This is a genomic window from Bacillus sp. FJAT-42315 (genome assembly GCF_002797375.1).
GTDB lineage: Bacteria > Bacillota > Bacilli > Bacillales > Domibacillaceae > Bacillus_CE.
On record NZ_KZ454941.1, the window covers coordinates 1,658,125 to 1,674,021 of the forward strand.

Here is a 15,897-nt window from a genome sequence, read left to right on the forward strand (position 1 = left end):
TATGGAAAATATAGAGAACATTCTATTCGAACGATTTGGTTATGCCCATTTTCGAATGGGGCAAAAAGAGGTAATTGATTCCTTGCTGCAAGGGCAACATACATTAGCGATGCTGCCGACAGGGACAGGGAAATCACTATGTTATCAGCTTCCTGCCTATGTATTACCAGGGAGTGTCATTATCGTTTCTCCGCTTTTATCACTTATGCAAGATCAGGTTGAGCAATTAAAAATGCGTGGAGAAAAACGAGTGATTGCGATTAACTCTTTCTTAACCTTTACAGAAAAGAACGACGTGTTTAGTCGTTTGCCGCACTATCGCTTTATTTTTTTATCTCCCGAAATGTTGATGAATCAGGCGGTCATTCAAGCGTTAAAGAAGATCGATATCGCTTTATTTGTCGTCGATGAGGCACATTGTATTTCCCAGTGGGGGTACGATTTTCGACCTGATTACCGCTTGCTCGGCCAAGTAAGAGAACAGCTGGGACACCCGTTAACGTTAGCTTTAACGGCTACGGCTACGGCTGAAGTGAGAAAGGATATCCTTCGTTATTTACATATTGAAGAAGCGAAGGCATGGGTTTTTTCGGTGGATCGTCCGAATATCGCAATGGTCGTCGAGCAATGCTCTTCAAGAATGGAGAAGCTAGAGCGCCTAGCTGAGTTAGTGGTTGGCTTAGAAAAGCCGGGAATCGTTTATTTTTCGAGTCGCCGCGGAGCTGAAGAGGGAGCGGAATGGTTAAAACAACAAGGCATTCAGCGAACCGCTTTTTATCATGGGGGAATGGTGCAGGAAGATCGGATCTTAATTCAGCAACAATTTCTGCATGATGAATTAGAGGTAATTTGTGCGACTAGTGCATTTGGAATGGGAGTCAACAAGGAGAATATTCGGTTTGTCATTCATCATCAGCCACCGGCACAGCTAGAGTCTTATTTGCAAGAAATCGGTCGTGCGGGAAGAGACGGCAATCGTTCGCTCGCGGTGTTGCTTTATACGCCAGGGGATGAGGAAGTTCATGCGATGATCATGGAAGGAGAATTTCCGACGGACTGGCAAATAAAGAATTATTTTCTGTATCAGCCTCATCATTCGCGAGAAGAACTCATCAAGATGCTCGGTTTAAGTGATGTCCAATATCGCTTTATCCATCACTATGCTAAAGCGGTGGAGGCGAGTCAGCAAGAGGACAAAATACGTTTTATTATAGAACAGCGGGAAGGCAGATTGGAGCAAAAAAAACAAAAGCTTCATTCCATGCTGCAGTGGGTATGGTCAGAGCAATGTCGGCGCAAGGGAATATTGCAGTTTTTTGGTGAAAGCGTTCATTCATTGCCTGATCATTGCTGTGATATTTGTGGTATTCATGCGAGTGATTTCTATGGACAGACAAAGAAGGCCGACACGGAAGAAAGCAATGATTGGGAAGCTTTGCTAGCGGTGCTATTAAATATTAAAGGATGATTACGTTTTCGAATGAAAAAAAATAAACAGTCAGAACTCATCAAACAACTAACGGATGAGGAACTTTTGAAATCATTATATATGACACAATTTGCTTTATTACTGCTTTCAGTTATTGTGGGCATTTTTTTATTCTCAGATTTTTCGTCATTTTACGAGCTATTTCAATGGTCATTATTTGAAATTATCATCGTAGGGGCAGGAGCCGGAGTCGCAGTTGTGATATTGGATCTTTGCTTAATGAAGTGGCTACCGGAAAAATATTATGATGATGGTGGAATTAATGAGCGACTATTTGCTCAGCGCTCCGTTGGAGAAATCTTTTGGATTACAGCGTTAGTAGCCATTTCTGAAGAGGTATTTTTCCGAGGGATGTTACAAACCTCTTTAGGGTTTGTCGTTACTAGTTTGATTTTTGCTTTAATTCATATTCGCTATTTATCGCAATGGTATTTAACGTTGAATGTTGTGCTTTTAAGTTTTGTCATCGGTTGGTTGTTTGAGTGGACGAACAATTTAGCCGCTACGATCATGATGCATTTTGTGATCGATTTTCTCCTTGGCTTAGCTATTCGGAGACAAGTGAGGGAAAAGGCAAGTAGTGTGAGAGAGGAAGAGAAAGAATGACAGTAGATCCTTATCGTGAATTAGCCAAAAAAAACCGCCAAGAAATACAAAAAGTTCATGTGGAGAAGCTGGAATCGAATGAAACAGACAACCATTCGCGTATTAAGAGGCGAGAAGAAGAGAAACCTCGTCGAAATCCATTGTTAACGATCCTTTTAGTTTCTTTTATTTTGATCCCCATTTTGACAGGGGTATGGTACTCATATGAACAAAGCAAGAAAGAGCCGTCTAATTTAGAAGTAATTGAGAAGGCTTATGACATGGTGGATCAATAAGAAAGGGCGGAAGCAAACAGTTTCCGCCCTTCTTCTATGCTACAGATTAAAAGATTTTTTTGCGGTCGCGCTCATCTTTTAAAATTTCTACTGCTTCCCGGAATCGTTGTGAATGAATGATTTCTCTTTCTCTTAAAAAGCGCAGGCTGTCATTTAAATCGGGGTCGTCACTGACATCGATGATCCATTGATAAGTGGCCCGCGCTTTTTCTTCCGCAGCAATATCTTCATACAAATCGGCGATCGGGTCTCCCTTTGCTTGGATGTACGTCGCTGTGAACGGCGACCCACCTGCATTTTCATAAAATAAGGCACGGTCGTGATTGACGTAATGAGCACCTAATCCAGCAGCTTTCATTTGCTCAGGAGTCGCATCTTTTGTTAGCTTATAGACCATCGTAGCAATCATTTCTAAGTGACCCAATTCTTCTGTAGCGATGTCGGTTAATAATCCAACGACAGAACCTGGGATCGTATAGCGTTGGTTCATGTAGCGTAAAGCAGCCGCCAGTTCTCCATCCGCACCACCGTACTGTTCAATTAAATATTTCGCTAATGTCGGGTTGCATGTGCTTACTTTCACTGGATACTGCAGTTTTTTTTCATAAACCCACATATCGTTCTCCTCTCCTGTTTATACTTGCCAAGGCCATGGTTCTTCTTTATAGTCAAAAGGGTGGCGTGAATAGCTGTAGCCAAAGCTAGTCATTGCTCCGTATTTTTTCTCAAATGCTTTTTTCAACGTTTTGCTCGATTTCACCATTTGATTATATTGTTGTATCGCTTGGAGATCATCCGGGTGGGTATGCAAATAAAGGACTAAGTCTACGATCACAAAGTCGGCCGCTTGAATTTGTTCAAGTTCACGGTAATAGTCTTCGGAAAGTGGCTTCATTTCTTCGCCTCCTCCGTCTGTTCTTTAAATGGAAAATAAGGGTCAAAGAAAGCTTTCCACAACGTTCCTTTTCTTAAAGCGACTAGAGGGGGAAATTGCTCTAATCCTGGTGGTTGAAACCCCATGAATAATTGAGGTCCGGTTGAGTATCTTTTTATTCGAATGGGCGGACAAGGGTCCGTTGGGCTTATGAAAGGTCGGTACGTGCGATACCATTGGTTTTTATCCATTCCGAGCCTCCTTATATTGTCTATTCTTCAATCTATTGTATGGGGAAGTGAGTTGAGATATTATTTATTTTTGAGGCATTTTTTGATTGATTGAGTAAAATAACATTTGTATTAGAGGATGTAGTGTATATGATAGGGTTGATGTTGTTATTCATTTTATTAGGAGTGGCTTTGCTGTTATATATGTGGAAAGAGGCTTATCGAAATGAGGTCAAAGAGGAAACGGTTTCCTTGAGTAGCTATTCGGGAAAAAATCCGTTCACATTCTTTTTTATTTCTGATATTCATAGAAGAGTGATTCATCCATCAATTATTGACAAGATTAAAGGCAGAGTGGAACTTGTGATCATCGGTGGAGATTTAGCAGAAAAAGGTGTAAGCTTTGAGCGCATCGCTCATAATTTGCAATTGTTAAGGGAGGTTGCTCCTGTTTTTTTTGTTTGGGGCAATAATGATTATGAACTACCTAAACAATCGTTTGAACAATTATTAACTGCTCATGGTGTAGTGATTTTATGCAATGACTCTTTTTGTTTTCAAACAGCGGATGGAACGGACGTTTATTTACTAGGTGTGGATGATTTAGGTAAAGGTCATAGCGATAAAAAAGGTGCATGTGAACATGTACCAAATGAAGGATTTAAGATTTTCTTAAGCCATAACCCTTTGTTTGTGAAACGAGTGGTCGAGAAAGATCAAGTCGCTCTTTTTTTGAGCGGCCATACACATGGGGGACAGATCCGGCTTTTTGGAATGGGATTATATAAAAAAGGCGGATGGGAATGGAGAGGAAAGATGGCGATGCTTGTCAGTAATGGCTATGGAACGAGTGCTCTTCCTCTTCGGTTAGGTGCGAAAGCAGAGACGCATTTGATCACTATTATTTCTAATTAAGTTGATACAAAATGTGTAAATAACCTATACAAATTTTACGCACATTAGCTTTCGCTATATAATTGGGATAAAGTGTGATGGTGTAGAGAGGAAGTTGAGGCAATGAGCGAAGGTAAATATAATATTAAAGCAGTTTCCAATTTAGTTGGCATCCAACCAGGAACCCTTCGTGCTTGGGAAAGACGGTATCAAATATTGAATCCTGTCAGAAATGATTCAGGGCATCGGCTGTATACGGAAGAAGATGTGAAGAAATTAAAGTGGCTTGCCATGAAAGTTAATCGAGGGTTTACTATTAGCCAAGCGGTTTCGCTAATGGATCAGCATGAAGTAGGGGTAGACCAACAAGTAATAGAGAATATTTATCAGGAACAGCACTCGCTGTCTGAGGATTTATTACAAGCTTTGCTTTCATTTAATGAGGTGAAGGCACAAGAATTGATTAATCAAGCGTTTTCCTTGTACACGATTGATAAAGTAACGATAGACATTTTAGCTGATTTACTTGTTCGGATCGGAGACATGTGGGAGCGGGAAGAAATTACAACCGCTCATGAGCATTTTGCAACGTCCATTTTGCGGTCGCGAATTGGGATGATTATGCATTCCTTTCCTCATAATGGAATTCTGCCGAAAGTGGTGGCTGTTTGTGGGCCGGATGAATGGCATGAGCTTGGATTATTAATTTTCACTCTGTTTGTTCGCCGGAGAGGCTATGAAGTGATTTATTTAGGTTCGAGCTTAAAAGAAGGGGATATAGAAGTCGTTTTAGATACAGTGAAACCGAAATTCCTGTTTCTTTCTGTTACGTTAATGGACAATCTGCCGAAAACATTACAATTAGTTGATCAATTGAAAGGTGAGCATATCGATCTTGAGATTGGCGTAGGCGGAGCGGCTATGAGTGAGATGAGTGGGCAGCTAGCTAAAGACTACGCATGCCATATTGTCGGAAATTCGAAAGAAGAATGGGAAAATTGGTTAAATCAACGAGTATAATAATGTTATTTATAACTCACCATCTGCGCTTCTTATCATAATATGTGTTAAAGAGGTCCTTTAAGCAGGGGGCAGCAGATGATGAGGATAGAAAGGTTATCAGACAATCAAGTGAAGCTTTCCGTTACTTACGATGAGTTAAGAAAAAGAGGTTGTTTAAAGAAGCATATTTTGGAAGATTCTTTTGTGTGGCATGAGATTTTTGACGAAATGTTAGATGCGATTGAAGAACAGTTGAATATGGACACAGAAGGGATGATCGCTATTGAAGTACATTCGATGGCGGGGGATGAGCTAGTGCTTATTTTAACGATTGACCAGTTAGATTTTTTCAATAAGTTAGATGATGTCTCAGGTGGAAAAAGTGATGAGCATGGCTTTGAACAAACGATTAAGTTTACCGATATTGAGGATGTTATTGGTTTAGTGCACGATGATAAAAGAATTCGTTCTATACAAAGTTCATTGTTTTATTTTAAGGGAGCCTACTATGCAAGTTTCTCGTTTGATTTCGATAGTCAGTTTGATGCGTTTGAAGCGATACTGATGGAATATGGCATGTATTCAAGCTTACCAGAAGAAATGCTAAAAGAATACGCATTGACAATCATTCCGTCTGATGCGATGCGAAAGCTTTATCAATATTTCGTTAAGCAAGTGTAAAGTTGAAATCATTGAAATTAGCTGTCTTTTCTCCTATCATTTATATGAATAGGAGTTTTTTTATGAAAAGGTTTGTGAAACAAGGAGAGAATGAGATGCAAAAGGAAGATTGTATCATTGTAGGTGGTGGACCATGTGGGCTTTCAGCTGCGATTGAGTTAATGGAGATTGGCAAAAGTCCACTGGTGATTGAAAAAGGCAATATCGTTCATTCGATTTATAATTATCCGACGCACCAAACGTTTTTTAGTTCAAGTGAAAAGCTGGCAATTGGTGATGTACCATTTATTATTGAAGGGCGAAAACCGAAGCGGAATCAAGCACTAACTTATTATCGGGAAGTAGCGAAGTTAAAGGATATTCGTATTAACCGCTATGAAATGGTGCACAAAGTGGAAAAGCAAGAGAATGGTTTGTTTCATGTTTACACATCTAAAGATCAGTATGAAGCCCCTTATGTGGTGATTGCGACAGGCTATTACGATCATCCGAATGAAATGAATATTAAAGGAGAGCAGTTGGCTAAAGTATTCCATTATTTTAAAGAAGCGCATCCTTATTTTGATATGGATGTCGTCGTCATTGGCGGCAAGAATTCCTCTGTCGATGCAGCATTAGAGCTACATAAGGCAGGAGCTAGAGTGACGGTGCTTTATCGTGGAAACGAATATTCTTCAAGCATTAAACCGTGGATTCTTCCTGAATTTGAGGCATTAGTAAAAAACGAGGAAATCAAAATGGAATTTCAGGCGGTCGTGGATGAAATTACGGAAGAAGAAGTTATTTATCGACAAAATGGCGAGACGAAACGAGTGAAAAATGACTTTGTGTTCGCGATGACTGGCTATCATCCAGATCACGAATTTTTAAAGAGAATGGGTGTAGAGATCAATCATGAGAGTGGTCGCCCTCATTATGATGTGGAGACGATGGAAACGAACGTGCCAGGAATTTTTATTGCGGGCGTCATTGCGGCTGGCAATAATGCCAATGAAATCTTTATCGAAAATGGTCGTTTTCACGGGGGAGACATCGCCAAGGCGATGGCGGCTCGTGAAGAAATAAGATAAGTGAACCGTCCGCCAATCGGAGACCTATTACTCATTAATATGGGATGAAAAATGCGAAGAAAGCGGAGCCTGATTTAAGCGCTCCGCTTTCTTTTGTTGTGGGATGTTCATTCAAATATTTGTTCAAGGGACGAGAGATCGTGTTTCGCCGATAAGGCGATTAATAGCTTAATTCGCGCTTTTTGCCCGTTTAAGCCGTTAGAGAAAATCACTCCAAGCTCTTTTAATTGCTTCCCTCCACCATCATACCCGTAAACATCTTGAACGATGCCATTAAAGCAGCGTGAAACAAGGACAATGGGGATTTGTTGATCGACTAATGCTTTTATTCCTGCTACAGCGGCAGGGGGAAGATTTCCTTGGCCAAGAGCTTCAATCACGACGCCATCATAGTTTAAGTCCTTTAAAGCTAATAAAAGTGATGCATCCATTCCGGCGTAAGTTTTAATTAGAGCAACTCTTTGATCGATCGTTGTGACGGTGAGTTGCTGCCGTTCTGTCGGTGCATGATGAAAAACAACCTTTCGCTTAGTGACGATACCGATCGGCCCATACTGAGGGCTTTGAAAAGTTGAAATATTACTCGTATGTGTTTTCGTCACGTTTTCTGCTGAGTGGATTTCATCATTCAGAACGACCAATACTCCTTTTCCTTTAGCGGAATCACAGGCGGCTACTCGTACAGCACTTAATAAATTATACAGTCCATCGGCTCCAAGCTCGTTGCTTGATCGCATCGCACCTGTCACAACAACGGGTACATCAACCGTCAACGTTAAATCAAGGAAATAAGCCGTTTCTTCAAGGGTGTCGGTTCCATGAGTAATGACCACCCCATCAAAAGGTTCTTTCTGAAAGTGTTCTTCAATTAATTGCTTCAGATGTAACATTTCTTTTGGAGTGATATGAGGAGAAGGAAGATGGAAGGGCTCTACCGTTGTAATACGAGCCGCTTCGTTTAACAAGTTGGTCGATGTCAGTAAAGGGTTTTTCTCCCCGGGTGTAACAGCACCTGACTGTTTGTCTTCCATCATCGAAATGGTTCCACCTGTATGTATAACGAAAATATGTTTTTTAGACAAAAGAAAAACCTCCTAAGACTTTTTGCAAATTTTGTATTCTCAATCCCTTTTATTAATGATACGATGAAGGAAACAGAAAGAAAAGAGGACAGATGGATGCTGGCAATCTTTTCGGCAGGTATTGCACCAGGGCTTGCGCTATTATGTTACTTTTATCTTCGAGATAAATATGAAACAGAGCCTGTCACTTCCGTAGCGAGAGCCTTTATTTACGGAGCGCTATTGACCTTTCCGACGATGTTTATTCAATACGTGTTAGCAGAGGAAGGGATGACGTTTTCGGTCATCATTGAGGCGCTTGTTATTGTCGGCTTTCTTGAAGAATTCGTTAAATGGTTTAGTTTGTTTTATTTGATTTATCAACATGTCGATTTTGATGAGCCATATGATGGAATTGTCTATGCGACGAGTGTGTCTCTTGGCTTTGCTACGATTGAAAACATTCTATATTTAGTCGCTCACGGTGTAGAACACGCTTTTTTAAGAGCGCTTTTGCCTGTATCAAGTCATGCGTTGTTTGGCGTTGTGATGGGCTTTTATTTTGGAAAGGCGAAGTTTAATCGCGATGGAAAAGAGAAAACATATTTGCTCTTAGCGTTACTCATTCCGTTTTTACTTCACGGGCTTTTTGATTATATTCTATATTTAGAGACGGTTTGGATCTATTACATCGTTCCTTTTATGTTCTTTTTATGGTGGTTTGCGTTAAGAAAAGTGAAGCAAGCACATATTTTAACCGAACAACATCATCGCGGGTTATTTCGAGAAAGAAGCTCTTAATGAAAAGGGCTTCTTTTTCATTTTGTCTGTGTGACTTTTAAGATGAAAAGCTCATTGATTATGAAAGTTTGCTGAATAAAAAAAGATTGGCAGCGAAAACTACGAGTACACATCATACTTTATGTGGAGGGTAAAAAAATGAGAATTGGTGCAAAAATCAAAAAAACAGTAGTTGTTTTTGTTCTGCTACTGAGCTTGGTGATAGGTCATCTATCAATTTCACCGTTACATACAGCTGCCTTTTCAGGACAAGTGATTCAAAAGGGTGCATCTGGAGACGATGTCATTGAGTTGCAGGCTAGACTGCAATACGTTGGTTATTATAAGGGGAAAATTGATGGTGTTTACGGGTGGGGAACATATTGGGCGGTAAGAAACTTTCAAAAAGCATTTGGATTACCGATTGATGGGCTTGTAGGTCAAACGACGAAGAATAAACTTATTAAAGCATCTAAATATGATAAGAGTTACGTAAAAAATCAGATTAGGAATGGAAAGACTTTCACTACTTATGGGAAAAAGTCCAACTCCTCTAATTCTAATCAAAAAGCAACGGCGGCAAGTGTGCCAGGCGGTTTTTCTCAAAATGATATTAGCTTAATGGCCAATGCTGTTCACGGAGAAGCACGTGGAGAACCGTATGAAGGCCAAGTGGCGGTAGCTGCGGTGATTTTAAATCGGATTGCTAGCCAGAATTTTCCTAACACGGTTTCAGGTGTTATTTTTGAACCGAGAGCCTTTACAGCGGTCGCCGATGGACAAATTTGGCTGACGCCGAATGAAACGTCTAAACGAGCGGTAATTGATGCGATTAATGGCTGGGATCCTACGGGTGATGCCTTGTATTATTTTAATCCGCATACAGCCACGAGCAAGTGGATTTGGACGAGACCGCAAATTAAACAAATCGGTAAACATATTTTCTGCGAATAAAGGAGGGAAGTAAGGATGTTTCGAACAATAGGAATCGTTTTTTTGTCATTAGCAGTAGTAGGTGTCGGGCTTTGGGGGTATCAGGAGCATCGTGAAAAAAATGCCGTGTTAATTAATGCAGAAAACAGTTATCAGCGGGCGTTCCATGACTTAACGTATGGAGTGGACAAAATTCATGATCAAATTGGAGCGACGCTAGCGATGAATACACGACACTCCCTCTCACCTGCTTTAGCCGATGTGTGGCGATTAACGTCTGAGGCGCATAGCAATGTCGGGCAATTGCCCTTGACTTTATTGCCTTTTAACAAAACGGAAGAATTTCTAGGAAGCATCGGTCAATTCAGCTACAAAGCAGCCGTAAGAGATTTAGAGAAAGAGCCATTAACGGATCAAGAATATAACCATTTGAAAAATTTGTATAAGCAATCAGCCGATATTCAAAGTGAGTTGAGAAAAGTACAGCATATGGTGTTGAAAAATAATTTGCGTTGGATGGACGTAGAGCTTGCGCTAGCGACGGAAAAAGAAAATGCGGACAACACCATTATTGATGGTTTTAAAACGGTTGAGAAGAAATCAAAAGGCTTTAACGAATCCAATGTCAATAGCTTACCTGGTCAAGCGGATCAACTGAACAATCATCGTTTAAAAGAGCTGAAAGAGGCACCGATTTCTAAGCAAGAAGCGGTGAAGAAGGCGAAAACATTTACGAATATAGACTCAGCGGAACAAGTGAAGGTAACAAAAAGCGGGAAAGGCTCTGACTTCTCTTTTTATAGCGTCAATATGAAAAATAAAAATGGAGCGGAGGCAAGTATTGATTTAACGAGAAAAGGGGGGCACCCTCTTTGGTTTATTATCAACAGAGAGGTGAAGCAGCCAACCATTGGTTTAAACGAAGCGAATAACAAAGCTGTTGCTTTTTTAAAGAATCATCACTTTACAGATTTAGAACTCGATGATAGTACGCAATATGATCATGTTGGGGTGTTTACTTTTGTTGGAAAACAAGATGGTGTAAGAATTTATCCGGATGTGGTGAAAGTAAAAGTGGCGCTAGATAACGGGCAAATTATCGGGGTAACCGCTAATGAATATCTAGAAAACCATCATAAAAGAAAGATAGCGAAACCGGCTATATCTGAACAAAAAGCCGAAAGTTTTATTAATCCAAAAGTGAAAGTGGAAGAAAAACGGTTAGCTATGATTCAAAATGAATTAAATCAAGAAGTGCTTTGCTACGAGTTTTTAGGCACATTAGGAGAAGACACATATAGAGTTTTAATTAATGCCAAAGATGGTCGAGAAGAGCAGGTTGAAAAATTACGTAACGCGGAACCTGTCTATGATAATGTATTGTAAAGTGAAATTTCAATCAGTGGGGAGTTTTACAGCCCCGTTAATGCGGGGGAAATAAATATAATAAAAAGATTCTTACATTGCATTTTCAGAAATCACCATCTATAATTTTGATTATACCCATTATAGTAAAATTGAACCATGGGCAGTCAGAAATTAGGGTGAGGGATTCGAATGCTTAAAGTAGGAATAGACTTAATGCTTGAGCCATTACATGTATCAGACGAAGAGGAGAAAGAATCGTATCGTTGCAAGGTGGCCGATGTGAAAGATGGTCAAGTGTTTATTGATTATCCCGTCAATATCAAGTCGAATCGTACCACATTATTAATGGATGATACCGAGTTGATGGCGGAATTTATTGATCCGACAGCAGCCTCTGCTGTCTATCTATTTAGTACAAAGGTCATTGGTCGTGTGAAACAATCGATTCCAATGTTAGTTTTGCAAGATCCTGGTGTAAACAACTATCAGCGGATTCAGCGTCGTAAATTTGTGCGCGTATCTACAGCTGTAGATGTGGCTCTGCATTTAGAAGGTCATCCTCCTTTTACTGCGGTAACGATGGATTTAAGTGCTGGTGGATTGGCTGTTCCTGTTCCTCGTGGAATGAATATCGAGGAAGGTAACCGAGGAAAAGTGTTTCTTTCTATTCCTTTCCAATCAGGAGATCATCACTATTTTGAAGTAACAGGTGAAGTGGTTAGGATGCGTAAGGAAGATGCAAGCAATCGAACCATCGCTTCCTTTCAAATAAATGATCTTGCGGGAATCGAACAGCAACTATTAATGCGTTTTTGTTTTGAACGCCAAATTATTCTGAAAAGAAAAGGACTCGTGTAAAGGCTCGCCTTTAACGAGTTTTTTTTTGAAGAATATCTTTTCATCGTATGATAAAATGAAAAGATAAATTGATTAGAAGGTGAAATAATGACGAAACGAATTCAAATTGCGATCGATGGACCAGCTGCGGCTGGGAAAAGTACAGTAGCTAAAATAATTGCTGAGAAATTATCATATGTTTATATCGATACAGGTGCGATGTATAGAGCACTTACTTATAAAGCTTTACAACACCAGTTGGACCCTGAAAATGAAGGTGCTTTACTACAGCTGCTTCAACAGTTAGAGATCGTTTTACAGCCAGGAGAGAGCGGTCAGCAAGTGTTTATTGACGAAAACGATGTAACGAATGAGATTAGAACGAACGAAGTCACGAATACCGTTTCTTTCGTCGCTAAGCATCCGTTAGTTCGCAAAGAAATGGTGAAGCGTCAGCAAGCTTTCGCGGAAGCTGGTGGGGTTGTCATGGATGGTCGTGATATTGGCACTCACGTCTTGCCGGATGCCGAAGTGAAAATTTTTCTCAAGGCAAGTACGGAGGAACGTGCAAAAAGAAGATATAATGAAAATATTTCGAAAGGAATTCCTTCAGATTTAGAGAAATTAAAAGAAGAGATTACTCTTCGTGATCAAATTGATTCTGAAAGAGCTGCTGCCCCGTTGAAAAAAGCAGACGACGCGATTGAATTGGATACGACGTCTTTAACGATTAGCGATGTCGTTGAAAAAATTATGGCAGTAGTGAAAGAGGAGAAGGGGAAATGATGACCTTTTATTCGATTGCCAAGACGGTAGTAAAAACGATCTTAACGCCGATGTATCGAATCGAAGTTCACGGAAGAGAGTATTTTCCAAAAGACGGAGGCGTGCTTCTTTGTGCGAACCATATTGATAATTTAGACCCTCCTGTCGTCGGAATTACAGCGCCAAGACCGGTATCATTTATGGCGAAGGAAGAATTATTTAAAGTGCCGATTCTTGGGAAAGTGATCTCTAATTTACATGCATTTCCGGTGAAAAGGGGGATGAGTGACAGGGAAGCGTTACGAAAAGGATTAAATTCTTTAAAAGAGGGAAAAGTAATGGGACTCTTCCCTGAAGGCACTCGCTCGAAAACAGGTGAGGTGGGGAAGGGGTTAGCTGGAGCTGGTTTCTTTGCTCTCCGCGCAGATGCGCACGTTGTGCCGTGTGCCATTGTCGGTCCATATAAACCTTTTCATAAGCTGAAAGTTGTCTATGGTCCACCAATTGATATGTCCGAGCTTCGTGAGAGAAAAGCGAGCGCGGATGAAGTGACGGAAATTATAATGAATCATATTCGTCAGTTGCATGATAGCCATAAATGAAAGCTTCTTGCTTGACAAATGGCTGTAATTGTTAGAAGTTAATAGAAAGAATATTTATTTAAATAAATGTTAGCAGTTTCGTATTAAGGAGGAGTACATATGACAGAGGATATGAACCAAGTAGAAGTGAACAACTATGCAGTAGGCGACAAAGTCCAAGCAACAGTGGTGAAAGTGGAAGAGAAGCAAGTGCAAGTTGAAATTGAAGGAAGCAAAAAAGACGGTATCATCCCAATCAGTGAACTATCCAGCCTTCACGTAGAAAAAGCTACGGATGTAGTGAATGAGGGCGACAAGCTTGAACTGCTCGTAACAAAAGAAGAAGATGATCTTTACGTTCTTTCTAAGCGCAAAGCGGATGCTGATAAAGCATGGGAAGAGATGAACAAACGTTTTGAAGCTGGTGAAGTGTTCGAAGCTGAAATTAAAGAAGTAGTGAAGGGCGGACTTGTTGTTGACCTTGGCATTCGCGGCTTTATTCCTGCTTCATTAGTGGAAGATCATTATGTAGAAGACTTTGAAGATTATAAAGGCAAAACATTAAGATTGAAAATTGTTGAATTAGAGCAAGAGAAAAACCGATTAATTTTATCTCATCGTGCAGTTCTTGATCTAATGAAATCAGAAAATAAGAAAAAAATCCTTTCAGAAATTCAAGCAGGCGATGTGCTAGAAGGTAAAGTGCAGCGACTAACAGATTTTGGTGCTTTTGTTGATATTGGTGGTGTAGATGGACTTGTTCATATCTCTCAACTATCTCATGAGCATGTAGATAAGCCGTCTGATGTAATTAAAGAAGGGCAAGAAGTTCAAGTAAAGGTATTATCTGTTGATCGAGATAGTGAAAGAATTTCTTTATCGATTAAAGAAACATTACCTGGACCGTGGACGAACATTGCAGAGAAGGCACCAATCGGATCTGAGCTAACTGGAAAAGTGAAGCGTCTTGTATCTTATGGAGCATTTGTGGAAGTATTCCCAGGTGTAGAAGGGCTTGTTCACATTTCGCAAATTTCTAATAAACATATCGGTACGCCACATGAGGTGCTAGAAGAAGGTCAAGAAGTGCAAGTAAAAGTTCTTGATGTGAACGAGGAAGAAAATCGTTTATCTTTAAGCATGAAGCAATTAGAAGAAGCAGAAGTTGAGCAAGAAGTTGAATCGTATGAAATGCCAGAAGAAAGCACAGGTTTCCAACTTGGAGAAATGATTGGAGACAAATTAAAAGGCTTAAAAAACAATAACTAATAAGCAATGCTATTTGAATGAGAAAACGGTGATGAGTTGTGACGAGGGAACAAAGAAAAAGAGAACATATTCAATATGCACTCTCAACAGGTCAAAGTCGTGCGACAGGCTTTGATGATGTCGATATCGTTCATCAAAGCCTTCCGAACATCGCTTTGAATGATGTCTCAATTCAAACCAAAATTGGCGAACTTACTTTAAGTTCGCCAATTTTCATCAATGCGATGACTGGTGGCGGAGGTAGAGAAACGGAAAGAATTAACGAAAGTCTAGCGATAGCTGCAAGAGAATTAGGCTTGGCGATGGCAGTCGGTTCACAAATGTCAGCGATTAAAAACCCGTCAGAAAGACAAACCTTCCGTGTCGTTCGCCAAATGAACCCTAAAGGAATGATATGGGCGAATATCGGCAGTGAAGCTACGGTTGAGCAAGCACAAGCCGCTGTTGAGATGCTAGAAGCAAATGCACTTCAAATCCATTTAAACGTAATACAAGAACTTGCTATGCCTGAGGGAGATCGTGATTTTTCAGGAGCTTGTGAGCGAATTCAAGCCATGGCGGAATCATTACCAGTACCAGTGATTGTGAAAGAAACAGGATTTGGACTTAGCAAAGAAGCAGTTCGCAAGCTGGCTGCTATTCCATTAGCGGCTGTTGATATTGGTGGTTTTGGTGGAACAAATTTTGCTGTGATTGAAAATGCTCGCAGAAACAAAGCGCTTACTTACTTTAATAACTGGGGAATCTCTACGGCTGCATCGATTGTAGAAGCGAAGCAAACAGCGGCGAACAATATGAGCGTGATTGCGTCTGGTGGCATGCAAAATAGTCTAGATGTGTTCAAAGCGCTGATTCTTGGAGCTAACGCTGTTGGAATGGCTGGCTTTTTATTGAAAGTCTTGTTGCAGGATGGCTTTGATTCATTGTTGGCAGAAATAAAAGAACTGCATGAAGATTTACACGTGATGATGTGTGCTCTCGGGGCTACATCTATTGAAGAATTACAGCAAGCGCCCGTTGTTATCAAGGGAGAGACTTATCATTGGTTAGATGTGCGCGGCTTTGAGCCTGCTCTTTTCAGCAGGCGATCGTGACATCAATATGATCGAAACAGAACTCTTTCGTGGTTTTAGTTGCTTGCTAAGGAGAATATTGATAAAATGTATAGGTTCATAAAACCCT

General features: G+C 40.4%; 19 protein-coding genes. 15 read left to right on the forward strand and 4 right to left on the reverse strand.

What is annotated here, in order from left to right:
- Position 1: 1 nt before the first annotated feature.
- From CEF22_RS08015 to CEF22_RS08025, 3 genes are read left to right on the forward strand one after another with little or no spacing between them, the layout of a single operon-like run.
- Complete coding sequence (locus CEF22_RS08015; RefSeq protein ID WP_100402436.1) at positions 2–1,468, forward strand: RecQ family ATP-dependent DNA helicase; 1,467 nt, start codon at positions 2–4, stop codon at positions 1,466–1,468.
- Positions 1,469–1,480: 12 nt separating this feature from the next.
- The gene (locus CEF22_RS08020) at positions 1,481–2,095 is read left to right on the forward strand and encodes a CPBP family intramembrane glutamic endopeptidase (protein ID WP_100402437.1); all 615 of its coding nucleotides are present in this window, start codon (positions 1,481–1,483) and stop codon (positions 2,093–2,095) included.
- Complete coding sequence (locus CEF22_RS08025; protein ID WP_095478136.1) at positions 2,092–2,370, forward strand: hypothetical protein; 279 nt, start codon at positions 2,092–2,094, stop codon at positions 2,368–2,370. The genes CEF22_RS08020 and CEF22_RS08025 overlap by 4 nt, the downstream gene beginning before the upstream one ends.
- 46 nt (positions 2,371–2,416) lie before the next feature.
- Here the strand turns inward: CEF22_RS08025 and CEF22_RS08030 are convergent, their stop codons facing one another.
- The 3 genes from CEF22_RS08030 to CEF22_RS08040 are packed head-to-tail and all read right to left on the reverse strand — an operon-like array spanning position 2,417 to position 3,495.
- Positions 2,417–2,986 carry a manganese catalase family protein gene (locus tag CEF22_RS08030; protein ID WP_095478134.1) on the reverse strand — a complete coding sequence of 190 codons (570 nt, stop codon included), beginning with the start codon at positions 2,984–2,986 and terminating at the stop codon, positions 2,417–2,419.
- Positions 2,987–3,004: 18 nt separating this feature from the next.
- Entirely contained in the window at positions 3,005–3,265 is a 261-nt protein-coding gene (locus CEF22_RS08035; protein WP_100402438.1) for a spore coat protein CotJB, read from the reverse strand.
- Entirely contained in the window at positions 3,262–3,495 is a 234-nt protein-coding gene (locus tag CEF22_RS08040; RefSeq protein ID WP_100402439.1) for a spore coat associated protein CotJA, read from the reverse strand. The genes CEF22_RS08035 and CEF22_RS08040 overlap by 4 nt, the downstream gene beginning before the upstream one ends.
- A 129-nt stretch (positions 3,496–3,624) precedes the next feature.
- Between CEF22_RS08040 and CEF22_RS08045 the strand changes: the two genes are divergently transcribed.
- The 4 genes from CEF22_RS08045 to CEF22_RS08060 all read left to right on the forward strand — a co-directional run bounded on the left by CEF22_RS08045 (position 3,625) and on the right by CEF22_RS08060 (position 7,121).
- On the forward strand, positions 3,625–4,389 hold the full coding sequence (locus tag CEF22_RS08045) for a metallophosphoesterase (protein ID WP_100402440.1): 765 nt from the start codon (positions 3,625–3,627) through the stop codon (positions 4,387–4,389).
- A 102-nt stretch (positions 4,390–4,491) separates the two neighbouring features.
- Complete coding sequence (locus tag CEF22_RS08050) at positions 4,492–5,388, forward strand: MerR family transcriptional regulator (RefSeq protein ID WP_100402441.1); 897 nt, start codon at positions 4,492–4,494, stop codon at positions 5,386–5,388.
- A gap of 78 nt (positions 5,389–5,466) precedes the next feature.
- Positions 5,467–6,051, forward strand: coding sequence for an adaptor protein MecA (locus CEF22_RS08055; protein WP_100402442.1), 585 nt, complete (start codon positions 5,467–5,469; stop codon positions 6,049–6,051).
- A 95-nt stretch (positions 6,052–6,146) separates the two neighbouring features.
- Complete coding sequence (locus tag CEF22_RS08060; RefSeq protein ID WP_100403950.1) at positions 6,147–7,121, forward strand: YpdA family putative bacillithiol disulfide reductase; 975 nt, start codon at positions 6,147–6,149, stop codon at positions 7,119–7,121.
- 107 nt (positions 7,122–7,228) lie between these two features.
- Here CEF22_RS08060 and CEF22_RS08065 read toward each other — a convergent pair whose 3' ends face one another.
- A complete protein-coding gene (locus CEF22_RS08065) occupies positions 7,229–8,203 on the reverse strand; it encodes an asparaginase (RefSeq protein WP_100402443.1) in 975 nt (324 codons plus the stop codon).
- A gap of 96 nt (positions 8,204–8,299) precedes the next feature.
- Between CEF22_RS08065 and prsW the strand changes: the two genes are divergently transcribed.
- From prsW to fni, 8 genes are all read left to right on the forward strand, one after another.
- Positions 8,300–8,983, forward strand: a complete 684-nt coding sequence (gene prsW / locus CEF22_RS08070; protein WP_100402444.1) for a glutamic-type intramembrane protease PrsW — start codon at positions 8,300–8,302, stop codon at positions 8,981–8,983.
- Between the two features lie 138 nt (positions 8,984–9,121).
- Positions 9,122–9,916 carry a spore cortex-lytic enzyme gene (sleB, locus tag CEF22_RS08075; protein ID WP_100402445.1) on the forward strand — a complete coding sequence of 265 codons (795 nt, stop codon included), beginning with the start codon at positions 9,122–9,124 and terminating at the stop codon, positions 9,914–9,916.
- A gap of 15 nt (positions 9,917–9,931) precedes the next feature.
- Positions 9,932–11,281 carry a germination protein YpeB gene (gene ypeB, locus CEF22_RS08080; RefSeq protein WP_100402446.1) on the forward strand — a complete coding sequence of 450 codons (1,350 nt, stop codon included), beginning with the start codon at positions 9,932–9,934 and terminating at the stop codon, positions 11,279–11,281.
- A gap of 171 nt (positions 11,282–11,452) precedes the next feature.
- Entirely contained in the window at positions 11,453–12,121 is a 669-nt protein-coding gene (locus CEF22_RS08085; protein ID WP_100402447.1) for a flagellar brake protein, read from the forward strand.
- Positions 12,122–12,208: 87 nt separating this feature from the next.
- Positions 12,209–12,886 (forward strand): (d)CMP kinase, encoded by a 678-nt coding sequence (cmk, locus tag CEF22_RS08090; RefSeq protein ID WP_100402448.1) that lies wholly within the window; start codon positions 12,209–12,211, stop codon positions 12,884–12,886.
- Positions 12,886–13,467: a lysophospholipid acyltransferase family protein gene (locus CEF22_RS08095; RefSeq protein WP_100403951.1), complete on the forward strand. Its 582-nt coding sequence runs from the start codon at positions 12,886–12,888 to the stop codon at positions 13,465–13,467. The genes cmk and CEF22_RS08095 overlap by 1 nt, the downstream gene beginning before the upstream one ends.
- A gap of 99 nt (positions 13,468–13,566) precedes the next feature.
- A complete protein-coding gene (gene rpsA / locus CEF22_RS08100; RefSeq protein WP_095478112.1) occupies positions 13,567–14,715 on the forward strand; it encodes a 30S ribosomal protein S1 in 1,149 nt (382 codons plus the stop codon).
- Positions 14,716–14,753: 38 nt separating this feature from the next.
- Positions 14,754–15,809, forward strand: coding sequence for a type 2 isopentenyl-diphosphate Delta-isomerase (fni, locus tag CEF22_RS08105; RefSeq protein WP_100402449.1), 1,056 nt, complete (start codon positions 14,754–14,756; stop codon positions 15,807–15,809).
- Positions 15,810–15,897: the final 88 nt, after the last annotated feature.